Source organism: Mycolicibacterium chengduense (genome assembly GCF_033741155.1).
In the GTDB taxonomy this organism is placed as follows: domain Bacteria; phylum Actinomycetota; class Actinomycetes; order Mycobacteriales; family Mycobacteriaceae; genus Mycobacterium.
Genome location: NZ_JAWQNH010000004.1, coordinates 411,280 through 436,157 on the forward strand (window position 1 = coordinate 411,280; position 24,878 = coordinate 436,157).

Below are 24,878 nucleotides of genomic sequence, written 5' to 3' on the forward strand. Positions count from 1 at the left end.
CACAGATGCGTCAACCGGTCGTTATGTCTGCGGTTCGAACGGCAATCGGTACCTCTTTCAAGGGAAGTCTGGCGGACACACCGGCAGAGGAACTCGCTACACCCATTCTCGAAGAGTCGATTCGCCGTGCCGGGATCGATTCCAAACTGATCGACGATGTCATCTTCGGCGAAAGCAACTACGGTGGTGGCGCTCTTGCGCGCTATGCAGCAACCGCCGCGGGGCTCTACCACATACCCGGCGTAGCGCTGAATAGGCATTGCGCGTCTGGTCTCACCGCAGTCGGATTCGCCGCCGCGCAGATCACTGCAGGTATGTCCTCGGCGATCGTGGCCGGCGGGGTGCAATCGATCTCCTTCGCTCCGCAGATGTCCTGGCGCAAACCCGGCCGCGGAGGAGACATGCAAGAGCGCTGGTTACCGCCAACCCACGTCGGAACCCACGACGCGCCGGCCGCCGACATGTCGATCACGGTGGGATGGAACACCGCCCAGTCCATGGGCATCAGCCGTCAGCAGATGGACGCCTGGGCGTTGCGGTCCCATCAGCGTGCCGTGACAGCCATCGATCAAGGACATTTCCTTGAGGAGATTCTGCCTCTCAAGGTCACGTCCGCGGATGGGTCGACGACCGAGTTCTCCGTCGACGAGCATCCTCGTCGGGATACCACTCTGGAGAGGCTGGCATCGTTGAAGGTGCTACACCCCGAGATCGAGGGCTTCTCGATCACGGCAGGCAACTCCAGTGGAATCAATGATGCCGCAGCCGCGTTGACGATCGCCGACCGGGATGTCGCGCGTGCCGAAGGCGACGTCATGGCCACAATTCGAGGCTGGGGCTCGATCGGAGTGCCGCCGCGGGAGACCGGGCTTGCAGCGTTCCGGGTCATACCCCCGGTCCTCGAGCGGGCCGGCGTGACGGTCGCCGATGTGGCGCGATGGGAAATCAACGAGGCGTTCGCCTCCACGCCGATCGCCGCTTGCCAGGAGCTAGGGATCGACGAGGACCGCGTCAACACGAGCGGCAGCGGATGCAGTTTAGGCCACCCGATCGCTGCCTCCGGCGCACGAATGCTCACCACTCTCATCTACGAGCTGAGAAGAAACGGTGGCGGCATCGGGGTCGCGGCAATGTGTGCCGGCGGCGGTCAGGGCGGAGCCGTCGTCATCGAGGTATGACCGACAGGGCAGTCTGTCGTTCCGCGAACAACTCGTGTGAGGGGTGGAAGCCAACCATGACGAACGTGGCAGTGGTGACGGGCGGGGCTGGCGGAATGGGTCTTGCTGCGGCGCATGCCCTCGGTCGCGACAGCGCAGTGTTAATCTGCGATGTCGATTCTCGACGTCTGCAGGCTGCAAAGCGGGACCTCCGCGAGGCTGGCGTGCACTGTGCTGCCACCGCCTGCGATATCACCGACCGTAGCTCCGTCGCCGCGGTCGTCGAACAAGCTCAACAATTGGGGACCGTGACGTCAGTGGTCCACACCGCTGGGGTCAGCCCCAGCATGGGTTCAGCCGACCTCATCGTCAGGGTCAATGTCGTCGGCACCATCGTGATCAACGAAGCCTTTCTCGCCATCGCCCATCCAGAAATGGGCATCGTCAACGTGGCGTCAGTTGCGGGGCACCAGCTCCCCGCCATGCTGGCCCCCATGAGGAGCTACCGAAAATTCTCAACTGATGCCAACCGGCTACAGATGGAGCTAGTCAAGGCGTGTCGCGTGGTTCCCCGCGCCCGGCGACCGCACTTGGCATACGTGCTGAGCAAAAACTTCGTGATCTGGTACAGCAAAGAGATGGCCGCCCATTTCGGGCAGAGGGGTGCGCGCGTGGTCTCGGTATCCCCGGGATCTTTTGACACGTCGATGGGGCGGCTCGAAGCCAACGCCGGCGCGAGCGCACTGGTTCAGCTCGGCGCCCTCAAACGCTTCGGCCAGCCCAGCGAGATCGCTGAGCTTCTTAGATTCTGCGCCAGCGATAAGGCCGGATATCTCACCGGCACAGACATCATCTGCGATGGTGGCGTGATGGCCGCTATGACCTTCGTCGACATGCTTAATCTCGCTCGCCCTCGGTAGGCATGACATCACAGTGATTCAGGATCTTTGCACCTCAGCAGCCCAACCGTGGGCAACCACCGATGGCTACTGCAGAAGGTCGACGACGGACTTGGCAGGCACCCAGGAGTACAGGTAGCGGCTGTTCGCTGCAAGATAGTTCCGCCAAAACTTCTCCGCGCGGTCGGACTCGCCCGACTCGATAAGGTCGACCACTTTCCGGTGCGAATCCACATAGCGGAGAAGCCGGGCCCGTTGCTCTTCGGAGCTGGGCGCAGCATCCACTGCGGAGGTGTAAGCACTTTCGACGATTTCGTGCAGCATCCCGGTGAGAACAGCAAGGGTTGTGTTACCGGCCAACTCCATAATCGTCTCGTGGAAACGGACGGAGGCCAGGGCATTCTCCATCGGGTGATCCGCTTCGGCCTCTTCGGCGGCCACCGCCGCGCGCAGCGCTGCGACGGCCTTCTTCGTCGGCTTCTCGGCGAGCATGCGGACCGCTGCGGGCTCGAGCACCATGCGCGCTTGCTGCACATCTTCGAGTGTGGTCCCCCTCATTTGCAGCAGCAGCGCAGTGAATCGAGCACCCACGGCGGGTTCGGGCCGCTGCACACGGGCGCCCCCGTTGGAGCCGCGCAGCACCCTGATCAGTCCCTCTGACTCGAGGACGCGAAATGCCTCCCGAAGCGTCGGCCTCGAAACCGAGAAGTGTTCCATAAGTTCGTTCTCGTTCGGCAGGACTGCCCCTTCGGCAAGTTCGCCGCGGACGATCTGACGGCGGAGGTTCGAGGCGACCAAGTCGGCGACCTTCGGCGCCCGAATTGGCGTCGTTCCCGCGACCGGGGTCCGAATGACGGGCTCCATCATTGATCTCCTCGATGTGGGGAAAGGCAGGGTCACAGCATACCGACTGACGCGGCGCAGGAAGGCGCTCGCGTTGCGATCCGAGATCGCTGCGTAAATCAGATAAATGATTTAGTCTATTGCTCGATATGCCGCATAGCGCTGACGGACTCCACCGTCCCCGGGCCCGCGCACAGTCCCGGGAGGCGTCTGTTCGAGAGGAACGGGATGCAGGTTTCAGGAAAAAAGGCGATCGTCGTCGGCGGAGCCTCGGGCTTCGGACGCGCAACCGCGGAATTGCTCGTCTCCTCCGGCGCAGCCGTCGCCGTGCTCGACCGTCCGCAGTCTGCTGGCGCCAAGGTCGCCGAAGCGATCGGTGCAACGTTCTACCCTGTCGACGTGCTGGACTTCGACGGCACCGAAGAGGTTCTGAGCCAGGCTGTCGGCGATCTCGGTGCCCTGCACGTTGCGGTGACGACCGCTGGAGGTGGGGCGGGGCAGCGCACCGTGACCAAACACGGTCCACACAAGCTGGAGGACTTCCGCGCGTGTATCGACCTCAACTTGATCGGCACGTTCAATGTCAATCGATTGGCGGCCTGGCATATGAGCGCGAATGAGCCCGAGGACGACGAGCGCGGCGTCATCATCAATACCGCGTCCATCGCCGCTTTCGAAGGTCAGATCGGGCAGGTGGCGTATTCCGCGGCCAAATCTGCCGTCGCAGGGATGTCGTTGACGATGGCCCGCGATCTCGGCAGTCTGGGTATCCGGGTGCTCGCCATCGCCCCAAGCCTTTTCGCGACGGGTCTGACCGAGGGAATCCCGGACGAAGCAGCCAAGCAATTGACCAAGGATGCGGCCTTCCCTCGTCGCCTCGGACGCTCCGAGGAGTACGCCAGGCTGGCGCTCGCGATCGTGGACAACCAAATGTTGAACGGACAGTGCATTCGGCTCGACGGCGGTCAGCGGTTCGCGCCGAAGTAAGACACTGAGCGCAGGATCGATTGGGAGGAGCCGCGAATGCGAGTAGGTGTTGACAGGGATCTGTGCGAGGGCAATGCGGTGTGCGTGGGGATAGCCCCGGACATCTTCGACCTCGACGACGACGATCAAGTCATCATTCTCCTGGAAGACGTTCCGGCAGAGCGCAAGTCCGATGTCGAGCAGGCTCTCGCGCAGTGCCCCCGCGCGGCGTTGCTGCGTCTAGACGATTGACCGCCAGTTGTCTCACATGCCCGACACAACCCGCGCACTCGCTACGCGCTCGTCGCCTGATGGAGGTTGGCCTTCATGACCGCATACGACGTCGGACTACTCATTCTTCGGGCGGCCCTCGGTGTAACGATGGCCGCCCACGGGTACAACAAGTTCTTCGGAGGCGGCCGGATCAAGGGAACTGCCGGCTGGTTCGACAGCATCGGGATGAAACCTGGTGCCTTCCATGCGCGGGTTGCCGCGAGCACCGAGATGGCCGCAGGCGTCGGATTGGCGGTCGGGTTGCTGACCCCCATTCCGGCCGCCGGCTTTATCGCGCTGATGCTGGTGGCCGCATGGACGGTGCACCGGCACAACGGTTTCTTCATCGTCAAGGAAGGTTGGGAGTACAACCTCATTCTCGGTGCCGCGGCCGCGGCGGTCGCCGCGACCGGAGCAGGCCGGTTCAGCCTCGACCATCTGCTGTTCAGCGGCGCGGGCTTTTCCCCATGGCTGAGCGGATGGGGCGGCCTACTCGTCGCACTGGTGCTGGGTCTGGCCGGTGGAATCGGGCAGCTGGCAATCTTCTACCGGCCACCTACCCAAGCCTGAAGCGCCGCCGGATAGTCGAACCAGCTGGAGTGCCTGATCGAGGACCTTCAGTACGACGTGGAGCCCTGGTCGATCGCGATCTGCATAGCCGTCACCAGTCTGGACTCGTCGCTGGCCAACCAGAGCACCGTGTCGGCTACGTCCTCCGGCTCGGCCATCCACACCGGCAGGAACGGCGTCATCATGTGAGTCAACTGAGGGTTGCTCTCCAGCGTTTCGGCGATGACTTTGCCCATGTCACCCGATCCCATGTCGGTGTTCACCGGTCCAGGATGAACGCTGTTGACTCGGATCGAGTACCTTCCCAACTCGGCTGCGAACGCCTTACCAAGCCCGGTGACCGCGTGCTTGCTCGCGGTGTAGTGCACCATGAAGGGCTGCAGTTTCAGACCTGCTGCTGAACTGATGAGAATGATCGACCCACCTCGGCCACCGGCGATGATGTGCGGTGCGCCGGCCATGACCGTGTTCCAGGTACCGGTCGTGTTGATGTCCAACACCTCCCGGAATTCGCCAACGGAGATTTGATCCCACACCCGCGGCGCGGCGATGCCGGCGTTGGCGACGATGATGTCGAGTCGACCGAGTTCCTTCACGCCGTCGTCGACAGCTTCGCGCAGACCGTCCAGATCACGGGTGTCGACCACCGAGGCGCAGATGCGCCGACCAGTCTGCTGAACCAGACTGATCGTCTCCTCGAGTTGCTCCGGACGTGCCGATTCGTACGGCACACAGGCGGGCAGCTTGCCTGCAATGTCAACCGCGATGATATCCGCGCCCTCTCGCGCCATCCTCACCGCATGCGCCCTGCCTTGCCCGCGCGCTGCACCGGTGATGAATGCCACCTTGCCGTCCAAGCGACCGCTCATGAATGCCTTCCTCGTGTGTCTTTCGACAGTGTCGTTGTCATAGTGTCGCCCCGTCGACGAGCACCGCCGCGACCAGTTCGCGGAGCCCATCGATGAGGGCGCCCTCATCGGCGAGCGGAGCGACGATGCAGGCCTCGGCTGCGGCGACTTCCGAGGCACCTGCTGAAATGAGCTGCGCCGCAGCGACAAGCACCCGCGTGGATGGCGGCTCGAAGTGGAACGCCTCATCCGCCGTGCGAATCGAAGCGGCGCAGCGAACCAACCGCGCTGCGGTGGGGTCCGAGACACCGGTCTCGGACACCACGACCTCAACCTCTCGCTCAGGTGCCAGATAACTCATCGGCAAGGTGACGAACCTTTGCCGAAACGAGGGTTTGAGCTCTTTAAGTGAGCTCCGGTACGCCGGATTGTAGGAACAGACGAGCATGAAGTCCGAGGGCGCGTGCACCACCTCACCCGCCCGGTCGAGGAACAAAGTCCGCCGATGGTCGGTCAGCGAGTGCAATACGGCCAACGAGTCGTGGCGTGCTTCCACCACCTCGTCGAGATAGCAGATTGCGCCCGTCTTGACCGCTCGGGTGAGTGGTCCGTCGGACCACGTGACATCGCCACCGGTGATCATGAATCGGCCGACGAGATCGGAGCTGGTGAGGTCGTCATGGCAACTGATGGTGACAACGGGCCTTCGCAGCCGCGCACCCATGTGTTCGACGAGCCGAGTCTTGCCGCATCCGGTGGGTCCGGTGAGCATCACCGGCAGTTGTTGTCGATGCGCCAGCTCGAACAGAGCGACCTCGTTGTTGTTGGCGACGTAATCGGTGTTCGTCAAGAGCTCACCAGCTGTCTGTGCACATGGGCAAGTACTCGAGGGAGATCCTCGGCCCGGCGAATACGCTGTGACCGCCGGGGCCCGAACACCTCTGGCAAGGGATCGACCCGAGCTGCGCCGATTCCTATGTAGTACACGGTGACGCCGCCCTGTTCGGCTTCCCGCACCGCGTGCGCGACGTCCGCCCACGCATACCGACCTTCGTATCCCTCATCGGAGACCAGGCCGTCTCCGAGGACGATGAGCAGTCGCCGTGCGGATGGCTGCGCAAGCAGCCGGTGCGTCATGTGGCGGATGGGTGCGCCGAGCCGGGTGTAACCGCCGGTGGACAACCCCAAGGCGCCTGGCGCCGCGAAGCGACGGTCGGGAAAGTCTTTGAGACAGGTGACCTCGACGTGGTGGCGGGTGTTGCCGGTGAAGATGAAGACGCCATGTCGTTCCCTGGCAGACGTCATCGCGCGCGACAGCGCATCGGCGCATGCGAGCTCGAGTCGGAAAATTGCGCCGCCTGCGGCGCTGAGCGACGAGCTGCCGTCGAGGAGCAGCGCGGTGGTGACATCGCGTCCCGCAGGTGACAGCTCACCGAAGATCCGCGGCTCGCGTGCGACTCCCGAGGCGACTTCGACGCGGTGGGCCGTGTAGGCATCGACGTCGATGTCAGAACCGTCGTCAAGGCCGGTCCTCATGGCACGGTCGGTGTTCTTCTCGAACCACTTTCGCACATCGACCGTTATGGCCACCGGGCGCTGCCGGTGCTGAGGACATGGCCGTTCGACGACAGCGACGTGGTCGGGTTGAAGCCGACCGGTCCATAGGTTCCACTCGGGGTAGGGGATGCCTTGGCGATGCTCAGGCGTGGTGTCGGCGTCGTCGTCCTGAGGTCGACCGGGGGGCGGCAGGTTCGTGCCGCGAACGCCACCCTCGCCGCCGACAGGCACCGAATGTGCTCGCGGCATGCGCTTCTGCGTACTCGTCCAGGGCAGCCGGCCGAAGGTTCGGCGTAATCCGTCGATCGGCGCGCGGGGAGTGATGAGCGCACGTGGCAGGCTCCCCATCAAAGCGGGCACCGACAGTGCTTGTCCGCTGTCCGCCAATTCGACTGCAGTGTACAGCATTTGGGTTGCACTCATGTCGGCGTCGGATGGTTCCCAATCGGGCAGCAGACGCCGGAACTCTCCGGCCAGCCCGGGCCACTCTTCGAGCGCCCAGCCGAACGCGACACCCGCTTCGACGAGTGTGAGGGCCGTCAGCTCACGGCCGGACATCTTGTCGAGCCGAAATCCGGCGAGCCGGTCTTTCGACGGCGCGCACTGCAGGGCTATGGCGCAGGTCAGCGACCGTTGAGTCCAGCCTCGGTCCAGTGCCGGGTAAGGCACGTAGACGGTACTCAACGACGCATTAAGTCCGAAGGCCCGCTCGCGCCCACCGACGAGGCGAGCCCCGACGCGACGATGCCCACTGAGCCCGTATGCCGTGAGCGCACAACTGCGCTCAATGTTCGCCACGTGTCCAAGAGCGTCGACCGTTGTCACCATGATGCGTTATGACTGTATCGGTCGACGAGGCGGTCCTTGTACAGTTTGCCAGCGTCGGTCCGGGGAAGGTGCCGGTCGAACACGACTGCGCGCGGGCACTTGTGCCGGCCGAGGCGAGCACGCGCCCACTTCATCAGCTCGCCTGCGAGATCGACTCCGGCAGAGAATGGGTCGACCAGTTCGACGACGGCGACCGCGCGTTGCCCCAGATCGGCATCGGGTAGTCCGATGACGGCTACGTCGGCGACAGCCGGGTGCTCGAGCAGAACATTCTCGGCCTCCCGCGGGTAGATGTTGACACCTCCCGAGATGATCATGTGGTGCCGTCGGTCGGTGAGGTACAGGTAACCGTCCTGGTCGAGGTGACCGACATCGCCTACCGAAACCCAACCCTCCGGCGAACGGGCTGCCGACGTGGCGGCAGTGTCATTCAGGTATTCAAACTCGTAACCGCCGTCGAAGTACACCAGTCCTGTCTCGCCCGGCGGCAGCTCGACGCCGCTCTCGGCGACGATATGCGGACGCCCCAGCACTGGCCGTCCGACCGAACCGGGATGGGTCAACCAGTCCTCGGCGCGGATGAACGTGACGCCGGCTCCTTCCGATGACCCGTAGTACTCGTCGATGATCGGCCCCCACCAGTCCAGCATCGCCCGCTTGATGTGCGGCGGGCACGGCGCGGCGGCATGGACGACACGTTGCAGGCTCGAGATGTCATAGGACTCCCGGACATCGACGGGTAGCCGCAGCATCCGTACGAACATGGTGGGGACGAATTGTGCGTGCGTGACGGCGTGGCGTTCAATCAAGTGCAGCGCCCGCTCCGCATCGAAACCTTGCATCAGCACCGTCGTCGCGCCCACCGATTGGGCCGCCATAGTCCACATCGCAGGGGCCGTGTGATAGATCGGCGCCGGGCTCAGATATACCGACCCCTGCGTGATCTCGAGTGCGTCGAACACCGGCGTGCGCAGTGATGAGCGGCCGGTCTCCGGCGCCCTGAGTGGTCGACGGATTCCTTTCGGACGTCCCGTTGTTCCCGCCGAATACTGAAGCAGCTGGCCCTCTCGATCAGATGACATGGGCGCATCCGACTCGGTGCTGCAACAGCTCGGGTACCGCATCCAGCCATCGAGATCCCCGTCGGCGACGAGGCGCACCGGCGGCATGGCATCGCAGTGCTCCCGACTAAGGGTGTCGCAGAGGTTGCGCATCGACGCCGAGGCAATAATCGCCGTGGCGACGGAATCGGCGAGGATATAGGCGATTTCGGACGCCGTCAGGTCCGTGTTGATCATCGTGTAGTAGAGGCCTGCGCGTCGCGCTGCCCACATGACTACATGGACGTGCTCGCAATTGTCCATCAGCACTGCCACAGTGTCACCCACCTGGAGGCCCTGGCCTCGCAGATACCGGGCTAACCGGTTGGCATCGCAGTCGAGCGTATCGAAGGACACTTCCGCCCCAGATCGGTCGAGAATGACCGCCGGCCTGGGCGACCCCCTGTGTTTACTCAGATCCATGAGAGCACAGGTTTTCTCGCTGGTCTCCAGCAGGGAGGCGCCGTCGACGACGATGTGAGAACATCAGTTCTCACATTTGCGATCAGCGGATACTTATAAGGAGTCAGATGCCCGACGCCACGGTTCGCGCCGCGGTACCCGACTCTTTGGTGTCGGCGTCGCGGGTGCGCAGACGGCACTGCATCGTGACTGCCGCCAGCATCGTGGCCAGCGCGGTCGGCTACGACGGTATGACCATGAGGCAGGTGGCCGAGGGGGCAGGCATGAGTACCGCTACGGTCTACCGCTACTTCACGTCCAAGGCGCACGTGCTGGTGGCCGTGTGGAGCAAATGGCTCGAGGACTTCGACCGAGATCGACACGACGACGACGGCCAGACATCGGTGACGCGCCTGCACCACGTGGCCGTGGCGATCTTCGATGCGCTGCGCCGCTCTCCCGACCTCGCCGACGCGGTGATAAGGGCATACACCTTCGCCGGCACCGATGCCGCCAGCGAGGTCGAGAGCGTGCGACTGCACCTCAGCGAGATCTTCGCCGAGACGATCGGGGGCGGGTCGTTCACCGATCACCACATGGCGATCGGGGGCCTGATGTCCGATGTGTGGATTGCCAACGCCCTTTCGGTCTCGCAGGGCCGAGCCACCCCGGAAGAGTTCCGTCATCGCCTGGGTACCACCGCGCGTCTGATCATCGGCTCTCCTCCGCCCGTGCACAGCGGAACGGTGTCTGCCAATCGTTTCGCGCAGCCACTTCGGACAACGGTTTCCGCCGGACAGTTCGGTGGGCCCCCTGCGGCCATCCAGCAGTGACCAGGGCGGCGATCTGCCAGTCGGCTGGTATACCCACGGCTGCACGCAGATCGTCCTCGCACGATTGATACCACAGGGTGACGGCCGCCCCGAGCCCCTCCGCCCGCGCCGCGAGAAGGAAGTTCTGCATCGCGGGGAAGATCGACCCGCCCTGCTGGAGATCGGAGGCACCAGCCTGGGGATGTACGCAGAACACCACGATCACCGGCGCGTCGCCACCGCGTCGCATGTGCTCGGCCATCGCACGCAACACCCGGGACTTGGGATCACCGGCTTCTGCCGCTGGTTCCTCGATTCCGTAGAAGTCGCGCATCGACTCCCACGTGCGCCGCGCACCGGCAGTGATCACCTGGCGAAGAGCCGGCGAGTCGACCACGATGAACCGCCAGGGTTGTTGGTTGCCCCCGGAGGGGGCCCAGGTGGCTGCGGTCAGGCAGCGCTGCACGATCGCGTCGTCGACCGGGTCGTCGCGGTACCGCCGGACGGCCGAGGCGGTGCTCATCACCGACCACACGTCCGGCGCCGGCGCACCGGGCACGGTCAGACTGCTCGCCGCATGGTCCCGGTCCACGTCCCTCCTCGCATATAGCCCGTCACGACCGGCAGGTCCAAGGTCGACAGCAGGCCGGGAGGCGCCGCCATCACTGCGGGAATCGCGTTTAGTTCCCGCATGACCGTTGCATAGGTGAGGCCGCGCAGATTGCTCCCCCGTCCGTGCATCTCGATGTCGACGGTGTAGGTGGGCATCCCGTCGGTGATCACCCGGTAACCACCGTGCGACGACGGGTGCCGGGGCCAGTCCGGTGCGGACTGCTCCCCCATCCGGGTGAAATGTTCGAGAATGACCCGCTCTGCTCCATCGACGACGCCGGCCAGCCGAAACCGCATCGCACCCATCGTTCCGGGCTCGATCCAGCCCGAAGCCACCTGGTACCGCTCGGTGGCGATCCACGGTTCGATCTCGGTGTCGACCCGGTCCAGGGTCAGACCCAGACCGTCTGCGACCAGATGGACGACCGGCGCCCACAGGTCGGCCAACCGAGTGCGATCCAACAGCGGAGCCGGGAAGTCCGGCGGATGACCGAATCCCATGAAGTCGAACATGATCTCGGGTTGATCGATGCCGCCGTAGTCGAGAATCTCCTGCGTCGTGACGGTATCCACCCAGGAGCTGAAGCCCGACATGACCAGCGGGATCACGTCGTTGGCCCAGCCTGGGTCGACTCCACTGTTGAACAGGCTCACGCCGCCCTCCCGGCAGGCCGCCTCCAGGAGCGCCACGGTCTTCTCGTCCGCGGCAGGCGGGTAGCAGAGCGGGACCAACGACGTGCACACCACGTTCTTGCCAGCGCGCAGGCACCGAGCCACGTCCTCGGCTGCCTCGGCGTAGCGATAGTCGCCGGAGGCGAAGAACGCGACCACGTCGGCATCGAGCGCAAGTGCGGCGTCGATGTCGCGAGTCGCGAAGACGCCGGTGGGCGGTAACCCACACAACTCGCCCGCGTCGCGGCCGTCCTTGGCCGCACTGTGCACGACCACGCCGACCAGTTCCAACCCGGGGTGCGCGATGACGGCACGAAGAGCGCCGACCCCCACTTGACCCGGCCCCCAGAGGATCACCCGAGGCATGGAATCGTTTACCGTCATTGTGAGAACATAGCTTCTCATCCAGTAGAACCGCTATTACCGCGGCAGAATCGACCGAACGGAGACCTCGTGCCCGACTACGAATTCCTGAAGTGGGAGGCCTTCGACGGGGGTCAGATAGTCCGCATCTCCCTCAACCGTCCCGACCAGCGCAACGCCCAAAATCGCGGAATGCTCGTAGAACTCGACGAAGCATTCGGCCGCGCTGAAGCAGACGACACCGTCCGGGTGGTGATCCTGGCCGGCGAGGGCAAGATGTTCTCCTCAGGGCACGACATCGGCTCCAAGCAGGCCATCAAGGAGTACCGGCCTGGACCGGACCAACACCCGACGGCCGCCATCAACGGCGGCACGCGGGAGGCTGCCGAAAAGTGCATGCTGCAAGAGTGGCACTACTTCTTCCAGAACACGTTGCGCTGGCGCAACCTGCGCAAGATCACCATCGCACAGGTGCACGGTGACGTGTTCTCGGCGGGCTTGATGCTGATGTGGGCCTGCGATCTGATTGTCGGCAGCGACGACGTGCGCTTCGCCGACGTGGTCGGGACCCGCCTCGGGATGTGCGGCATGGAGTATTTCGGTCACCCGTGGGAGTTCGGACCGCGCAAGGCCAAGGAGTTGATGCTCACGGGCGATGCCATCGACGTCCACGAAGCGCATCGCCTCGGCATGGTCAGCAAGGTGTTCGGCCGCGACGAGTTGCCCGAGCGCACCTTGGAGATGGCACGGCGGATCGCCGAGGTGCCGACCATGGCCGCGCTGCTGATCAAGGAGTCGGTCAATCAGACCGTCGACAACATGGGCTTCTACAACTCCTTGCAGGCCTGTTTCACGCTTCACCAGCTCAACCATTCACACTGGTCCATCGTCCGCGACGACAAGCGCGCTACCGCCGGCCCCGAACAGGGCGTCCCGGACTGGCGCAGCGCGCCCGCTGTCGTTCTCGCGACCAAGGACCGGGTGCGCGCGGAGTGACGACGCCGATGGAGGTGACGATCCCGGGTCACCTGTTTGCCGCCATGCCGTTCTACGACGTTGCCGACGAGCCCGACAGGATCGTTGTCGACCTGCATAATCGGCCTGACCTCGCTAACATCCGCGGTGCACTGCAAGGCGGCTTGGTCGCCACGCTGATCGACATCGCCGGCGGCCGGTTGGCGCAACGCGTGGCAGGCGGCGCGGGGGTCAGTACGGCCGATCTGACGGTGCACTACCTGGCCCCGATCGTGGCCGGGCCTGCGCGCGCTGTCGCCACCCTGGTCCGTGCGGGCCGCCGGTTGATCGTCGTGGGCGTGGACGTGTTCGACGTCGGCGCGGATCGTCAGGCCGCCCGGGCCACCCTGAGTTTCGCGATCTTGGCCACTGGTTGAGCCCAGCGGAGGCCCCGTTACGCTAGTCTGGAAACGGTCATTCTCGCCAACGGTGAGGCAGCGATTGCATCATGCCGCCGCGGGCCCGTCCTCGAAGGAGCTCCACGTTGACTGTCGACATCCCCATCGTCTCACCGGACGATCATCTGGTGGAGCCCGCCGATCTGTGGACGAGCCGGCTTCCTGCACGCTACCGCGACGTGGGACCGCGCATCGTCCGGCATCGCGGTCGGATGGACCCATCGGTCACCTCCGATGTCGCGTTCATCGACGATGACAGTGGCCGTTATGCCGACATCTGGCACTACGAGGACTGGATCATTCCGATTCCCTTGATCAGTGCAGCGGCCGGCTATGAGATCGACGAGTTGACCACCGACCCGATCACCTACGACGAGATGCGTCCCGGCTGTTTTCGTCCCGCCGACCGCATCGCCGACATGGACATTGCCGGCATCGAGGCTTCGGCGTGCTTCCCGAACACCCTCGTGCGGTTCTGCGGACAACGTTTCCTCCATGCGAAGGACAAGGATCTCGCGCTGCTCTGCGTGCAGGCCTACAACGATTTTCAGATCGACGAGTGGGGTGGTGGTTCGAACGGCCGGCTGATCCCGCTGGGCATCATTCCGTTGTGGAGCGTGGACCTCGCCGTCGCCGAGGTCGAGCGGGTGGCCGCGAAGGGGATGCCCGCCGTCTGCTTCTCCGAGCTTCCGGCCCGCCTGGATCTGCCGTCGATCCACAGCGGTTACTGGGATCCGTTCTTCGCCGCGTGCGAGCGCAACGGAGTGGGGATTATGCTGCACATCGGGTCGAGCTCGTCGTTGACGAAGTCTTCGCCGGACGCTCCACATGTCGTCACCAGCGCACTGATGGCCGTCAACTGCACCATCGCGCTGGTCGATTGGCTGTTCTCCGCCAAACTCAAGCAGTTCCCCGAGCTCAAGATCGCGTTCGCCGAGGCGCAGGCCGGCTGGATTCCCTACTACCTGCAGCGGGTCGACGAGGTCTGGGAAGACCGCCGCGCCTGGGGCGGCATCCATCCGCTGCTCACTGAGCCGCCGAGCAGCCAGGTCCCCGGCCGGGTGTGGTTTTCCACCTTCGGCGATCCGGTGGCCTTCCGCATTCTGGATCTCGTCGGGCCCGACCAGCTCATGTTCGAGACCGATTATCCCCACAATGACACCAACTGGCCGCACAGCACCGACGTCGCCAACAAGGCCACCGCCGGTCTGGACGAAGAGACGAAGCGAAAGGTGTTGTCCACCAACGCCAAGAACTTCTTCGGGTTGGCCTGACGCTGCAGCCGCTTGGCCCCGTCAGCGGCGGGGTCAGCCGGCGATGCGCTTGCCGTAGCGCGCGTCGGCCGCGCGGTCCATCGCCGCGTCGGCGTCGCCGAACACCAGTGCCCAGCCCCTGACCCGCCGGTAGTACAGCTGGATGTCCCCCTCCAAGCCGAATCCGTAACCACCGTGGATGTGCAGACTGCGATGCGTTGCCTCGCGGGCAGCTTCGTAGGCGAAGCCGAAGGCCATGGCCGCGAGTTCGGTGACGCGCGCGGGATCCTCCTGCTGCGCGCATGCCGCACGCAAGGCGAGCAGGCGCGCTCCATCGGCGGCTGTCGCGCAGTCGGCCAGGGTGTGGGACACCGCCTGGAACGCCCCGATGGGCTGTCCGAACGCGTGCCGCTGCTTGGCGTAGTCCACGCCCATTTCCACCGCGCGCGCCGCGGCGCCGGACAGCGCCGCTGCGGTCAGCGTCAGCCAGAGATCGAGTGCCCGTGAATGATGTTGCGCTGCTTCATCACCCGTAGCGAGGACCACGTGGTCCGCCCCGACGACGATGTCGGCCAGGGGTAGCGACGCCAGATTCGGAACGTGGGCCGCACCGACGGTCGGCACGGCGACCAGCACACCGTCAACCAAGGCGACCACGACATCCGACACCGCCCCGGCAGGCGTCATCGCCAGACGCTCCCCTCGACCCGGCCGGGGCGCGAAGGTGACGAGCTGGGTACCCGCCAAGACGGCGTCGAGGAGCTCGACGCCGGCAGCTCCGCTAGCGGCCAGCAGGGTGGCAGCGACCTGGGCGTCGACCACCGGCGCCGAACCGAGCGCTCGTCCGTGCTGCTCGGTCGTCAGCGCTAGATCCGCGACCGTGGCGCCCCATCCCCCGGCTCGCTCGGGTACTGCCATGTCGAGAATGCCGGTGTCGCATAGGCCACGCCACAGCGCCGAGTCGAAACCGATGGGCTCAGCGGCACGCACCCGCTCGGGCGTCGAGGCGCGGGCGTACAACGAGCCGAACGAATCCACGAGTTGCTTCTGTTCGTCAGACAGGGCCAGGTCCACGTCGTCCATTCCGTCCTGGTTGAATATGTTCATTCTTGAAAATGAGATTAACATTGATCGACTACATTTCCCCAGAGCGTATGGACAGACGGGATGGCGCAATGCATTTTCTCCTGGACCCGCAGACCCGCGAGTACGGTGAGGAGGTGCGTACGCACCTCGAAGAGGTCATCACCCCGGAATTCGAGGCTCGCGTTTATCGCAGCGGCGTCGCCCACGACGAGGACTTCAGCCGGGGTCTGGTCGACCGCGGCTACTTCGCGCCCGAATGGCCGGCCGAATTCGGCGGACAAAACCGAAGTATCTGGGACGGACAGGTTCTCGGTGAGCTGATGATGCGCTACGACGCTCCGGTGTACCTGTCGGCCACGACGCGGATGGTGGCGTCGGTGATCCGCGCCGTGGGGAGCGAGCAGATGCAGGAGGCCGTTCTCTCGGGGGCGATGAAGGGTGACATCACCATCGCGCTCGGGTTCACCGAGCCCGAGTGCGGTTCCGACGTCGCGGCGGCGGCGACCAGGGCGGTACGCGACGGCGACAACTGGGTCATCAACGGCTCCAAGATGTTCACCACGAACGGCCACGTGGCCGACTACGTGTTCCTGCTGGCCCGGACCAGTCCGGACAAACCGAAACACCAGGGCCTGACCATGTTCCTCGTTCCGTGCGCCAGTGAGGGTTTTGCAGCCCAAGCGGTGGTGACCCTGTCCGGTGAACGCACCAACATCACGTTCTTCAGCGACGTTCGGATCGGCGACGAGTGGCGCATCGGGGACGTCGACGGGGGGTGGCGGGTGCTCAGCCAATGTCTGGCCGACGAGCATGCTTCAGGCTGGGGTCCACATCTGGCCAGGCTTCTCCACCACGCCGAGCGCTGGGCATCCTCGACAGACTCACCCGACGGCGCCATCCGGCTGGCCGACCGCGATGTACGCCGACGGCTCAGCCGCATCGCGATGGAGGTCGAGGTCTCGACCCTGTTGGAGCGCCGTTGTGTGTGGATGGCAGACACGGGCCGCTCGCCGGTGGCAGAAGGCCCTATGTCGAAGCTCTTCAGCACCGAGGCGCTCGAACGGGCCAGCCAGGACGTCGTGGAAATGGTCGGCCCCGACGGTCTGCGCAGCTACCTGGAGCCGACGGCGCCCGAGGACGGTCGGTTCGAGCAGATCATGCGCTTTTCCCTGGGCACCACGATCTACGCCGGCACCAGCGAGGTACAGCGCTCGATCATCGCGCAGCGAGGTCTGGGCCTACCCCGCTGACTTCTTGGGCCGCCGTGACGTCGTGGTCCTGGCCGCCGCCGGCTTGGCCCGCGGGGCGCGGGTCTTCGGGGTGTCTGGTTCCGTCAGCGCCTGGCGGCACCACGCCCACAACTGATCTTCGCTCAGCGCGGCGGTGCCCTTTGATCCGAGATGGAACACGCCGATCTGCGCCAGTGACGTGAGCGTCGCATTCAGCAGTGTCGACAGCTGCGCCGGTGTCAGGTCTTTGCGGATGAGCCCCGCCCGGGAGCACGACGTGAGGATCTTGGTCAGCAGTCTCTGGTGGGGCTCCCAGATCTTGGTGAAGTCTTCGGGCCGTTCGATCTCGAGGCTGAGGTTGTAGATCGTCATGACACGACCACCTACCCGCTCGGAAGATTCGGCGCGGGAAAGGAAACCGCGGCAGAACGCCTCGAGTTGCTCCAGTGGACCGTCGGCCGCGGCCACCTCTTGGCGGATGCTCTCGGTGAACTGGCTGGTGACGTTCTCATAGAGCGCCAACATAAGTTCTTCCTTGCCTGCGAAGTGCTGATAGAACGCGCGCAGGCTGAGGTTGGAACGATCGATCAACGTCTGGATCGTGAAGTCGGCGCTGCCCTGTTCCTCGACGAGTTCGAGCGCGGCGGCCAGGAAACGCGAGCTTCGGGCCAGCGCGCGTGCGCGCGCCGTGCTCAGGCGGCGCTCGATCGTTCGCTGTTGCCACGAGGTCGGCATCTCGACCTCAGCTTCGACGAGCTCGAGTTCGGCGACGTCCTGGTCATCCTTGGCGGGCATGGACATGAATGTTACGCCGGGCGTGCGAGAACGTGCGATCTACCCGGGCGGGCATGCCGCTTCTTCGTGGTGAGATCGACGGTTCACCCCACCGCGAGCCGGCGCATCGGACCCTCAGCGGACCTCCCATTGCGGCGGCCGCTTCTCCAGGAACGCCCGGGGACCCTCGATCGCGTCCTTGGTGAGCGCAACCTTCATCCGGTAGTTCTCGGCAAGCAACTCGGCTTCGTAGATCGGCAGTGTCAGCCCTTTGCGAATGGCCATCCGCGAACCCCGAACGGCCAGGGGTGCGTTGGCGTTCACCGTCTCGGCGATCTCCCAGGCACGCTCCATCAACGACTCGTGCGCCACGACCTCGGTGAAAATTCCGAGCTCGTGGGCACGACTGGCATCCAGGCGCTCATGTTTGCCCATCAACACCAGCCGCATGGCGACCGGCAATGGCAGGATCCGTGCCAGCCGGACAGCTTCTCGTCCGGACGTCACGCCGATGCTGACATGGGGATCCATCAACGATGCCCGGTCGGAGGCGATCGTGATGTCGGCGGTGGTGATGAGGTCCAGGCCGGCTCCGCAGGCGATTCCATTGACCGCACAGATGATCGGCTTGGTCATCTGCAACCACGGCGGGGTCGCCTCCTGGGGGGCGTCCCACTGCCGCAGCGAGCTGAGCACCGGTTCACCCTGTGTGTCGATACCGGCGGCATTCTCGGTGTCGTGGTCGGCCGCCTTGTTGACGTCGGCACCGACGCACAGAGCACGCCCGGCGCCGGTGACGATGATCGTCCAGATGTTCTGCGACCGCTCGACCTCGTCGTAGACCTCGGCGAGTTCGGCAATCATCTCGTCGTTGATCGCATTGAGCACCCGTGGACGGTTCAACGTCACACACGCGGTGTGCCCGCGGACCTCGAAGTTCAGGGTATCCAGGGTGTCGAAACCGGCAACGTCGGCCAACGGCGCCTCAGCCATCACCGGACTCCCACCGTAGCCGGTTCGGGAGCCACGCCCAGGATGTCGCGGAAGCGATCGCGATAACGCGGCCACACTTCGGGATTGAGCAGCCGTGGAGGTCGGCGCCCCTCGAAGATGGCCTGCCACTGGCCGGCCGTCGCCACTGCGATATCCCGTGCCGCCTCGACCGTAATTCCCGCGGTGTGCGGCGTGGCGACGACGGTATCCAGACGCAACAACGGGTTGTCGTGCCGCGGCGGCTCCTCGTGGAATACGTCGAGACCAGCGCCGGCGATCGAACCGCTGACCAGGGCGGCGTACAAAGCCTCTTCGTCGTGCACCGGTCCGCGTGCCGTGGTGATGAAGAACGCCGTCGGCTTCATCGCCGCGAACTGCCTGGCACCGAACAGCCCGCGTGTCTCGTTGGTCAACGGGCACGTCACCTGGACGAAGTCCGATCGCTCGACCAGCTCATCCAGCCCCACCGCGGTGACGCCGCGGGACCGCGCGGCATTGCCATCCAGATACGGGTCGAAGGCGAGAACGTCCATTCCGAACGGTGCGCACAACTCCACCAGTCTCCCGCCGATGGCGCCGAGCCCCACGACCCCGAGCGTTTTACCGGCCAGCTGGGTACCCTGCAGGGTCATCCGATCACCGAGTGGGCCGCGACGCAGAGCGCGGTCAGCGACAGTGACCTTCTTCGCGAGATCCAGCATGAATCCCAGCGCATGCTCGGCCACCGCCTCGGCGCCCGGGCCCGAGTTGTTGCACACCGCAATACCCGCCCGCGTACACGCCTCCACGTCGATGACGTCGTATCCTGCGCCGGCCGAACACACGGCCAGCAGGTTCGGACAGCGCACCACCAGGGCCTGCCCGGCCAGCCATTGATCACCGTTGTCGGCCCCGGCAACGTCGGTGCGTGTGGCCACCTGGTATCCGTGCGCGGATTCCAATGCGGCCCAACCCTCTTCGGCGCTGGCCTGGAGGTCGAGCCTGACGACCTCGATCTCGGCGCGACCGAGGAGTTCGCCGGCGACAGGATCGGTCCACCGCTCGTAGACGAGTCTCGGACGCGCGGCGCTGATCATCGATCGATCTTGGGTTTCGCCTGGGCCGCTTTGAACATGTCGGCCAACGCAGGGTCGACGTTCTTGTAGTCGTTGCGGGCGATCGTGCCGTCACGCCCCTCCACGACGTCGTACCCGAGCCGCAGATCCTTGTTCTCCATGTGGAAGTACTCGCGGCCGAGTGGCAGCCGGCGATCCTCGCGCGGAACCTCCATCCATGCTCGCAGGAAGCAGCGCGCTTTCTTCGGATCAGTGCTGCTGACGAAATCCGACCGCGAGTGGCACATCGCAAAGTTGTTGGCCACGGCCGCTTCCCCCGATTCAAGTCGAAATTCGACCTGCTGTTCGACCAAGACGCGACGCAGGAACTCGATCGCCTCCTCCTGCTCGGGGGTGAATTCGCGTCCCAGCGTCTTCATCGCAGGCAGGATGCTGCTGTAGGTGAAGTTGATGCAGATGCGGCCGTCGACCTGGGAGAACACCGGCACGTCGTAGGGGGTGACATCGGGCTGGTCGTCGGGCTGCTCACTGCGGCGGTGGTGCGGGAACCCCTGGTAGAGCACCTTGAGCAGATCCGGCCGCTCGGCGAGTATGCGATTGTGTGCCGCGGGGCCACTTGAGAACTGACTCTCGCCACCCTCGGCCGCCGGATACACACAGAGCAGGGACAAGATGTCGGCCGCGTCGTTGTGCATCGCCAACTCCGCGCGGGACTTCGTGCCGCGCGCCGGCTGCACGCCATTGGGTAGCACCTCCTCCTGTACCCGCACCATGCGGTGACCGAAGGAGTTGTTGGAGACCAGATACCCGAGGTGGGTGCAGAACGCCCAGTAGATCCGCTCTAGGTCCTCGATCGAATGCTGCTCGACCGGGAAGCCTCGAACACAGGCCAGCCCCTTGCCGAACATCAGGTCCTGGTACAGCCGCGCGAGATCATCGTCGAGATCGGGATGTCGGGCGTCCTCGGGCGTGATGTCGTCACGATCCTTGTTCGCCGTCTTGGCCAGGATCGACTCCAGCGCAGCGATGTTGCGGGAGGAGAGATCGAAGCAGAAGTCCTCCTTACTGCTGAAGTCGGCGCCCGTCCACGCCATCGAGTCGTTGGCCTGCTGGGTGTAAATCGCGGTGGGCATCCGTCCTCCTGTTATCCGGCACTCGGTTGTCGGAGCTATCCGGTTGGTCGGTCCTCGAGTCCACGCAGCGCCTGAGCTCGCTGCGTGGCTGCCTCTGTCATCATCCCGACGTCTGTGCCCGCGGAGATGAATCGCAGACCGTGGTCCACGAATCGCCCGAGCAGTTCCAGCGAGGCGATACCAGCCACTCCGAGCGCCACGCCGTACTTACGGCATGCCGCCGCCACACACTCTACTGCATGATGGAAACGATCATTCTCATACTGTCCGTGAATGCCCATTTCGGCCGTCAGGTCGCTAGGTCCTATGAGGATCATGTCCAGGCCGTCGACTGCCGCGATGTCATCGACGACATCGACCGCCTCGGGGGTCTCCACCATCACCGCGACCACCGTCCGGCGCTCCAGGAGTGCGGCAAGGTCGGGAGCCGCTCTGCGCTCATAACCACTCACCACATTGGGGCCCGAGATCGACCGATGACCGACCGGGGGGAACCGCGCCGCGTCAACCACAGCCTGCGCCTCGGACCTCGAATCTACATGCGGGACAATGATTCCTGTTGCACCGATGTCGAGCACCCTGGCGATCATGCTCGCGTCTTGCGATGGCACCCGCACGAGTCCGGCGATCCCCGCTCCCTGCGCGGCCACGCACAGCAGGCCGGCTGTCTCCAGTGACGTCGCTGTGTGCTCGAGGTCCACGTACACCGCGTCGTATCCGGCCACTGCCGCAATCGCGGGAACATCCGGTGTTCGCGAGTTCAGCAGAGCAAGGCAAAGCACCAAGCCTCCGTCGGACCGGAGGGCATCACGAATCGATGCGTGCACGCATGCCACCGTAACGCACCGAGAACGGCAGTTGCACTTTTTTGGTGACACGCCTTCTCGGTGTGATAACCATGACGCATGCCAATACCCCGGGTCGCGATCGTCGGCGCGGCACTGTCGGATTGCGGACGGGTGCCCGACAAGACTGCGATGGGTCTGATGGCGCAGGCATCTCGTCGCGCGCTCGCCGACGCCGGCCTGACCAAGGATGACATCGACGGCTTCGGCGGTCACGGAGCGCTCCTACCGCCGGTGGACGTCTGTGAATACCTCGGGCTCCGGCCACGGTGGGTGGACGCCACCAACGTGGGCGGCTCGTCATGGGAGGTGCTGGCCGGTCATGCCGCAGCGGCCATCGCCGCCGGTGAGATCGACGTGGCGCTGCTGACCTACGGGTCGACGGCACGCTCGGACGTCAAGCGGCGGGCGCGTGCCCCGGCGGCCGCGATGAGTACCGGTGCGGCTCTGCAATACGAGGCGCCGTATGGCGCGACACTGATCGCCAAGTACGCGATGGCCGCCCGGCGGCACATGATCGAGTACGGGACAACGATCGACCAACTCGCCGAAGTGGCGGTTGCCGCCCACGAATGGGCCGCGATGAATCCGAACGCGTTCGAGCCGCACCGGATCACCGCTGCCGAGGTCGCTGCGGCACCCACGCTGGCTGACCCGTTCACGGCAAAACACGTGTGCCTGCGCACCGATGGCGGCGGCGCCGTGGTACTGGCCTCCGAGCGCGTGGCGCGCGATTGCGCGAAGGCACCCGTGTGGATCCTGGGCACCGCCGACAGCACCTCGCACGTCAGCATGAGCCACTGGGACGATTTCACGACGTCGGCAGCATCGGTGTCCGGGCCGCGCGCCTTCGCCAGCGCAGGCGTGACGCCCGCCGACATCGACGTATGCCAGCTCTACGATTCGTTCACCTCGACAGTCCTCCTCACCGTCGAGGACCTGGGTTTCTGCGCCAAAGGGGAGGGCGGGCCGTTCATCGAATCGGGGGCGCTACGCCCCGGCGGCGCGCTGCCCACCAACACCGACGGGGGCGGGCTCGCGTCCTGCCACCCTGGAATGCGAGGGATGTTCCTGATGATCGAGGCAGTGGCACAGTTGCGTGGCGAATGCGGTGCGCGGCAGGTCGAGGGAGCGTCGCTGGCCTGCGTGCACGCGATGGGCGGGTTCTTCAGCCACAGCGCCACCGTGATCCTGGGGAATCGGTGATGGACATCCGCCCCGGCCCGGACCGCCCGACACCAGACGTGGAGAGTGAGGGGTGGTGGCAGGCCGTCCAAGACGGTCAACTTCTCCTGAATGCCTGCCGGTCGTGCCGGCGCCATCACCTGTACATGCGCCCCTTCTGCCCGTTCTGCTGGAGTGAAGACGTCGCGGCTGTGCCGTCGTCGGGTCGAGGGCGCCTCTACACCTGGAGCGTGATCCACCAGAACGCCGCGCCGTTCGACGCGCGCACGCCGTACGTCGTGGGCATGATCGACCTCGACGAAGGGCCACGACTGATGTCGACAGTCGAGGCACCCCTCAGCGATCTGCTCGCGGGAATGGCGCTCGTCCTCGCCTTCCGGCACGAAGACGACGGCTTCGTCGTACCGATCTTCCGCGGCTCCTAGCCGGGCAGCGGCACGATCCTGGCGGACAGTGAGCGTGGTAGACCCACCGACAGACCCTTGAGCATGTTGCGCTGTACTTTGCCGTTGGCATTGAGCGGCAAAGGGCGATCCCAGTAGACGATCTCCTCGGGCAGTTTGTATTTCGGCAGGCCGGCCGCGGTGAGTGCAGCGACGATGTCAGGCAACGAGAGGCTGACCCCTGGTTCGAGGACCACCGCAACGGCCAGGTGTTCCCCGGTCGTGGCATCGGGCACGGGGAACGCCGCGCATTCACTCACTCCGGGCACTCTCGCGACAGCCTCGTCGACCTCCGCGGCCGGGATCTTGAGCCCGTTGCGAATCACGATGTCCTTCAACCGTCCGACGATGCGCACTCGTCCGTCCACCAGCTCGGCAACATCGCCGGTACGGAACCAGCCGTCGTCGAAAGCCACGGCGTCGTCGGCGGCATCGGTGTAGCCCAGGAAGGTATGCGGTCCGGTTATACAACATTCGGTCGGTTCGACGGATGACCCGACCCGGACGTCCACGTCGGCCAATGGCGCACCGTCGTCGGCGTGACGCACGGCCGCCGGCTCGTCGCGCCGGCCCGACGTGCTGACCGGCACCTCCGACGATCCGTAGGCACGCATGACCACGATGCCGAAGTCTTTCTCGACCCGCTCGACGATACGTCGATCCAGCGTGGTGCCGCCGAGGTACACCGCGCGCAGTGGGACTTCCCCCCGGCGCCGGCCGATCTCGTCCAGCAGCCGGTCAAGGAGGCGGTCCGGTCCGCCGTACCACGTCGCGTCGGTTGCCAGGAGCAGATCGGCGGTACCCGCGGGGCTCCACGCGTCCTCGAGAACGACCGGGATGCCCAGCAGCGGCGCGATGTAGACGGCCTGCAGCACACCGGTCACCGACGCCATCGGGCTGATGAGAAGGACGCGATCGGATGGACCCAACCCCGCCGCAGCGATGTAGTTACGCGCCGCCTTGATCAACGTACTGTGCGAGTGGATCACGCCTTTGGGGCGTGAGGTGGTACCCGACGTGTAGAGGACCAGCGATGGCTCGTCGGCAGCGCGTACAGGCGGCGCCACGCCGTGCTCGAGAGTCTCGACGGTCGCGGCGGAGGGTGCGCCAAGCCATCGGCAGGGACCGCCGAGCTCCGATTCGGGCGACGCCCATCCGGGTGCAACACCATGCAACGCACCGGATCTGGCCGCTATGTCCAGGATTGCCGCGGCACCCGAACTGCGTGCGACCAACAGCGTGACCGCGTCCACACGAGCGGCCGCGTGCAAAGTGATCACCGAGCTCACGTCGTTGCCTGCCACGACGACCACGGGTTCGCCAGGCTCGACCCCGGCGGCCGCCATTGCCCGCGCGCTGCTGTCGACGGCCGCGTCGAGGTGGCCGTAGCTCAGCGCCACCCCGCGCTCCACCAGGGCTGTCGAATCCGGATACCGACGGGCCGCCTCGCGAAGCAGGTCGACCGGCGCTGCCGACCAGAACCCCGCCGCCCGGTACCGGTCACGCAACGACTCCGCCCGACGCTGTGCGTGTTCGAGCAGACCCCTCGTGGTCGTCATCGGTGACCT

At 65.2% G+C, this 24,878-nt stretch carries 25 protein-coding genes and 1 pseudogene; 12 read left to right on the plus strand and 14 right to left on the minus strand.

The window, feature by feature from the left end; all coding sequences use genetic code 11:
* The first annotated feature begins 5 nt into the window (after nucleotides 1–5).
* A complete protein-coding gene (locus SBI67_RS17040; protein ID WP_318981683.1) occupies nucleotides 6–1,178 on the plus strand; it encodes a thiolase family protein in 1,173 nt (390 codons plus the stop codon).
* Nucleotides 1,179–1,234: 56 nt separating this feature from the next.
* Nucleotides 1,235–2,077: an SDR family oxidoreductase gene (locus tag SBI67_RS17045; protein WP_318981684.1), complete on the plus strand. Its 843-nt coding sequence runs from the start codon at nucleotides 1,235–1,237 to the stop codon at nucleotides 2,075–2,077.
* Between the two features lie 66 nt (nucleotides 2,078–2,143).
* On the opposite strand, the gene SBI67_RS17050 is transcribed toward SBI67_RS17045, so the two are convergent.
* A complete protein-coding gene (locus tag SBI67_RS17050) occupies nucleotides 2,144–2,923 on the minus strand; it encodes a FadR/GntR family transcriptional regulator (protein ID WP_318981685.1) in 780 nt (259 codons plus the stop codon).
* A 204-nt stretch (nucleotides 2,924–3,127) separates the two neighbouring features.
* Here SBI67_RS17050 and SBI67_RS17055 point away from each other — a divergent pair, with 204 nt between their 5' ends.
* The 3 genes from SBI67_RS17055 to SBI67_RS17065 all read left to right on the plus strand — a co-directional run bounded on the left by SBI67_RS17055 (nucleotide 3,128) and on the right by SBI67_RS17065 (nucleotide 4,708).
* The gene (locus SBI67_RS17055; RefSeq protein ID WP_318981686.1) at nucleotides 3,128–3,886 is read left to right on the plus strand and encodes an SDR family NAD(P)-dependent oxidoreductase; all 759 of its coding nucleotides are present in this window, start codon (nucleotides 3,128–3,130) and stop codon (nucleotides 3,884–3,886) included.
* Between the two features lie 36 nt (nucleotides 3,887–3,922).
* Complete coding sequence (locus SBI67_RS17060; RefSeq protein WP_318981687.1) at nucleotides 3,923–4,117, plus strand: ferredoxin; 195 nt, start codon at nucleotides 3,923–3,925, stop codon at nucleotides 4,115–4,117.
* 75 nt (nucleotides 4,118–4,192) lie between these two features.
* On the plus strand, nucleotides 4,193–4,708 hold the full coding sequence (locus SBI67_RS17065; RefSeq protein WP_318981688.1) for a DoxX family protein: 516 nt from the start codon (nucleotides 4,193–4,195) through the stop codon (nucleotides 4,706–4,708).
* Nucleotides 4,709–4,755: 47 nt separating this feature from the next.
* Here the strand turns inward: SBI67_RS17065 and SBI67_RS17070 are convergent, their stop codons facing one another.
* Genes SBI67_RS17070 through SBI67_RS17085 form a run of 4 tightly spaced genes read right to left on the minus strand, consistent with a single transcriptional unit; the run spans nucleotide 4,756 to nucleotide 9,464 of the window.
* Complete coding sequence (locus tag SBI67_RS17070; RefSeq protein ID WP_318981972.1) at nucleotides 4,756–5,577, minus strand: mycofactocin-coupled SDR family oxidoreductase; 822 nt, start codon at nucleotides 5,575–5,577, stop codon at nucleotides 4,756–4,758.
* A gap of 37 nt (nucleotides 5,578–5,614) precedes the next feature.
* Nucleotides 5,615–6,406, minus strand: a complete 792-nt coding sequence (locus SBI67_RS17075) for a CbbQ/NirQ/NorQ/GpvN family protein (protein ID WP_318981689.1) — start codon at nucleotides 6,404–6,406, stop codon at nucleotides 5,615–5,617.
* Nucleotides 6,403–7,941 carry a nitric oxide reductase activation protein NorD gene (locus SBI67_RS17080; protein ID WP_318981690.1) on the minus strand — a complete coding sequence of 513 codons (1,539 nt, stop codon included), beginning with the start codon at nucleotides 7,939–7,941 and terminating at the stop codon, nucleotides 6,403–6,405. The genes SBI67_RS17075 and SBI67_RS17080 overlap by 4 nt, the downstream gene beginning before the upstream one ends.
* Nucleotides 7,935–9,464, minus strand: coding sequence for an AMP-binding protein (locus SBI67_RS17085; RefSeq protein WP_318981691.1), 1,530 nt, complete (start codon nucleotides 9,462–9,464; stop codon nucleotides 7,935–7,937). The genes SBI67_RS17080 and SBI67_RS17085 overlap by 7 nt, the downstream gene beginning before the upstream one ends.
* Nucleotides 9,465–9,571: 107 nt before the next feature.
* On the opposite strand from SBI67_RS17085, the pseudogene SBI67_RS17090 reads away from it, so the two are divergent.
* Nucleotides 9,572–10,144, plus strand: a pseudogene (locus SBI67_RS17090) (TetR/AcrR family transcriptional regulator); the annotation flags it as partial.
* Nucleotides 10,145–10,154: 10 nt separating this feature from the next.
* Here SBI67_RS17090 and SBI67_RS17095 read toward each other — a convergent pair.
* Together SBI67_RS17095 and SBI67_RS17100 are read right to left on the minus strand one after the other, a co-directional pair.
* The gene (locus tag SBI67_RS17095) at nucleotides 10,155–10,847 is read right to left on the minus strand and encodes a nitroreductase family protein (RefSeq protein WP_413232508.1); all 693 of its coding nucleotides are present in this window, start codon (nucleotides 10,845–10,847) and stop codon (nucleotides 10,155–10,157) included.
* Nucleotides 10,817–11,896 (minus strand): NAD(P)H-dependent amine dehydrogenase family protein, encoded by a 1,080-nt coding sequence (locus tag SBI67_RS17100; protein ID WP_318981974.1) that lies wholly within the window; start codon nucleotides 11,894–11,896, stop codon nucleotides 10,817–10,819. The genes SBI67_RS17095 and SBI67_RS17100 overlap by 31 nt, the downstream gene beginning before the upstream one ends.
* Nucleotides 11,897–11,992: 96 nt before the next feature.
* Here SBI67_RS17100 and SBI67_RS17105 point away from each other — a divergent pair, with 96 nt between their 5' ends.
* From SBI67_RS17105 to SBI67_RS17115, 3 genes are all read left to right on the plus strand, one after another.
* On the plus strand, nucleotides 11,993–12,898 hold the full coding sequence (locus SBI67_RS17105; RefSeq protein WP_318981692.1) for an enoyl-CoA hydratase: 906 nt from the start codon (nucleotides 11,993–11,995) through the stop codon (nucleotides 12,896–12,898).
* Between the two features lie 8 nt (nucleotides 12,899–12,906).
* Nucleotides 12,907–13,293: a PaaI family thioesterase gene (locus SBI67_RS17110; RefSeq protein WP_318981975.1), complete on the plus strand. Its 387-nt coding sequence runs from the start codon at nucleotides 12,907–12,909 to the stop codon at nucleotides 13,291–13,293.
* 107 nt (nucleotides 13,294–13,400) lie between these two features.
* Nucleotides 13,401–14,588 (plus strand): amidohydrolase family protein, encoded by a 1,188-nt coding sequence (locus SBI67_RS17115; protein ID WP_318981693.1) that lies wholly within the window; start codon nucleotides 13,401–13,403, stop codon nucleotides 14,586–14,588.
* Nucleotides 14,589–14,621: 33 nt separating this feature from the next.
* Here the strand turns inward: SBI67_RS17115 and SBI67_RS17120 are convergent, their stop codons facing one another.
* The gene (locus SBI67_RS17120) at nucleotides 14,622–15,641 is read right to left on the minus strand and encodes an acyl-CoA dehydrogenase family protein (protein WP_318981976.1); all 1,020 of its coding nucleotides are present in this window, start codon (nucleotides 15,639–15,641) and stop codon (nucleotides 14,622–14,624) included.
* A gap of 101 nt (nucleotides 15,642–15,742) precedes the next feature.
* On the opposite strand from SBI67_RS17120, the gene SBI67_RS17125 reads away from it, so the two are divergent.
* Nucleotides 15,743–16,903, plus strand: a complete 1,161-nt coding sequence (locus SBI67_RS17125) for an acyl-CoA dehydrogenase family protein (RefSeq protein WP_318981694.1) — start codon at nucleotides 15,743–15,745, stop codon at nucleotides 16,901–16,903.
* On the opposite strand, the gene SBI67_RS17130 is transcribed toward SBI67_RS17125, so the two are convergent.
* The 5 genes from SBI67_RS17130 to SBI67_RS17150 form a co-directional block, all read right to left on the minus strand.
* Nucleotides 16,892–17,677 carry a TetR/AcrR family transcriptional regulator gene (locus tag SBI67_RS17130; protein ID WP_318981695.1) on the minus strand — a complete coding sequence of 262 codons (786 nt, stop codon included), beginning with the start codon at nucleotides 17,675–17,677 and terminating at the stop codon, nucleotides 16,892–16,894. The genes SBI67_RS17125 and SBI67_RS17130 overlap by 12 nt on opposite strands.
* A gap of 114 nt (nucleotides 17,678–17,791) precedes the next feature.
* On the minus strand, nucleotides 17,792–18,649 hold the full coding sequence (locus SBI67_RS17135; protein WP_318981696.1) for an enoyl-CoA hydratase/isomerase family protein: 858 nt from the start codon (nucleotides 18,647–18,649) through the stop codon (nucleotides 17,792–17,794).
* Nucleotides 18,649–19,725, minus strand: coding sequence for a hydroxyacid dehydrogenase (locus SBI67_RS17140; protein ID WP_318981697.1), 1,077 nt, complete (start codon nucleotides 19,723–19,725; stop codon nucleotides 18,649–18,651). The genes SBI67_RS17135 and SBI67_RS17140 overlap by 1 nt, the downstream gene beginning before the upstream one ends.
* Nucleotides 19,722–20,837, minus strand: a complete 1,116-nt coding sequence (locus tag SBI67_RS17145) for a TauD/TfdA family dioxygenase (protein ID WP_318981698.1) — start codon at nucleotides 20,835–20,837, stop codon at nucleotides 19,722–19,724. The genes SBI67_RS17140 and SBI67_RS17145 overlap by 4 nt, the downstream gene beginning before the upstream one ends.
* A gap of 35 nt (nucleotides 20,838–20,872) precedes the next feature.
* Entirely contained in the window at nucleotides 20,873–21,664 is a 792-nt protein-coding gene (locus SBI67_RS17150; protein ID WP_318981699.1) for an HpcH/HpaI aldolase family protein, read from the minus strand.
* A gap of 78 nt (nucleotides 21,665–21,742) precedes the next feature.
* Here SBI67_RS17150 and SBI67_RS17155 point away from each other — a divergent pair, with 78 nt between their 5' ends.
* Together SBI67_RS17155 and SBI67_RS17160 are read left to right on the plus strand one after the other, a co-directional pair.
* Nucleotides 21,743–22,888: an acetyl-CoA acetyltransferase gene (locus tag SBI67_RS17155; protein ID WP_318981700.1), complete on the plus strand. Its 1,146-nt coding sequence runs from the start codon at nucleotides 21,743–21,745 to the stop codon at nucleotides 22,886–22,888.
* Nucleotides 22,888–23,292 carry a Zn-ribbon domain-containing OB-fold protein gene (locus SBI67_RS17160; protein WP_318981701.1) on the plus strand — a complete coding sequence of 135 codons (405 nt, stop codon included), beginning with the start codon at nucleotides 22,888–22,890 and terminating at the stop codon, nucleotides 23,290–23,292. Before SBI67_RS17155 ends, SBI67_RS17160 begins: the two co-directional genes overlap by 1 nt.
* Here the strand turns inward: SBI67_RS17160 and SBI67_RS17165 are convergent.
* Nucleotides 23,289–24,869: a class I adenylate-forming enzyme family protein gene (locus tag SBI67_RS17165; protein ID WP_318981702.1), complete on the minus strand. Its 1,581-nt coding sequence runs from the start codon at nucleotides 24,867–24,869 to the stop codon at nucleotides 23,289–23,291. The two genes, SBI67_RS17160 and SBI67_RS17165, sit on opposite strands and share 4 nt — an antisense overlap.
* Nucleotides 24,870–24,878 lie beyond the last annotated feature (9 nt).

Coding starts and splice junctions, on each gene's coding strand:
- SBI67_RS17125 (WP_318981694.1), top strand. CDS start 15,743: ATGCATTTTCTCCTGGACCCGCAGACCCGCGAGTACGGTGAGGAGGTG.
- SBI67_RS17045 (WP_318981684.1), top strand. CDS start 1,235: ATGACGAACGTGGCAGTGGTGACGGGCGGGGCTGGCGGAATGGGTCTT.
- SBI67_RS17130 (WP_318981695.1), bottom strand. CDS start 17,677: ATGCCCGCCAAGGATGACCAGGACGTCGCCGAACTCGAGCTCGTCGAA.
- SBI67_RS17165 (WP_318981702.1), bottom strand. CDS start 24,869: ATGACGACCACGAGGGGTCTGCTCGAACACGCACAGCGTCGGGCGGAG.
- SBI67_RS17080 (WP_318981690.1), bottom strand. CDS start 7,941: ATGGTGACAACGGTCGACGCTCTTGGACACGTGGCGAACATTGAGCGC.
- SBI67_RS17145 (WP_318981698.1), bottom strand. CDS start 20,837: ATGCCCACCGCGATTTACACCCAGCAGGCCAACGACTCGATGGCGTGG.
- SBI67_RS17085 (WP_318981691.1), bottom strand. CDS start 9,464: ATGGATCTGAGTAAACACAGGGGGTCGCCCAGGCCGGCGGTCATTCTC.
- SBI67_RS17140 (WP_318981697.1), bottom strand. CDS start 19,725: ATGATCAGCGCCGCGCGTCCGAGACTCGTCTACGAGCGGTGGACCGAT.
- SBI67_RS17135 (WP_318981696.1), bottom strand. CDS start 18,649: ATGGCTGAGGCGCCGTTGGCCGACGTTGCCGGTTTCGACACCCTGGAT.
- SBI67_RS17155 (WP_318981700.1), top strand. CDS start 21,743: ATGCCAATACCCCGGGTCGCGATCGTCGGCGCGGCACTGTCGGATTGC.
- SBI67_RS17055 (WP_318981686.1), top strand. CDS start 3,128: ATGCAGGTTTCAGGAAAAAAGGCGATCGTCGTCGGCGGAGCCTCGGGC.
- SBI67_RS17050 (WP_318981685.1), bottom strand. CDS start 2,923: ATGATGGAGCCCGTCATTCGGACCCCGGTCGCGGGAACGACGCCAATT.
- SBI67_RS17070 (WP_318981972.1), bottom strand. CDS start 5,577: ATGAGCGGTCGCTTGGACGGCAAGGTGGCATTCATCACCGGTGCAGCG.
- SBI67_RS17040 (WP_318981683.1), top strand. CDS start 6: ATGCGTCAACCGGTCGTTATGTCTGCGGTTCGAACGGCAATCGGTACC.
- SBI67_RS17060 (WP_318981687.1), top strand. CDS start 3,923: ATGCGAGTAGGTGTTGACAGGGATCTGTGCGAGGGCAATGCGGTGTGC.
- SBI67_RS17065 (WP_318981688.1), top strand. CDS start 4,193: ATGACCGCATACGACGTCGGACTACTCATTCTTCGGGCGGCCCTCGGT.
- SBI67_RS17110 (WP_318981975.1), top strand. CDS start 12,907: ATGGAGGTGACGATCCCGGGTCACCTGTTTGCCGCCATGCCGTTCTAC.
- SBI67_RS17160 (WP_318981701.1), top strand. CDS start 22,888: ATGGACATCCGCCCCGGCCCGGACCGCCCGACACCAGACGTGGAGAGT.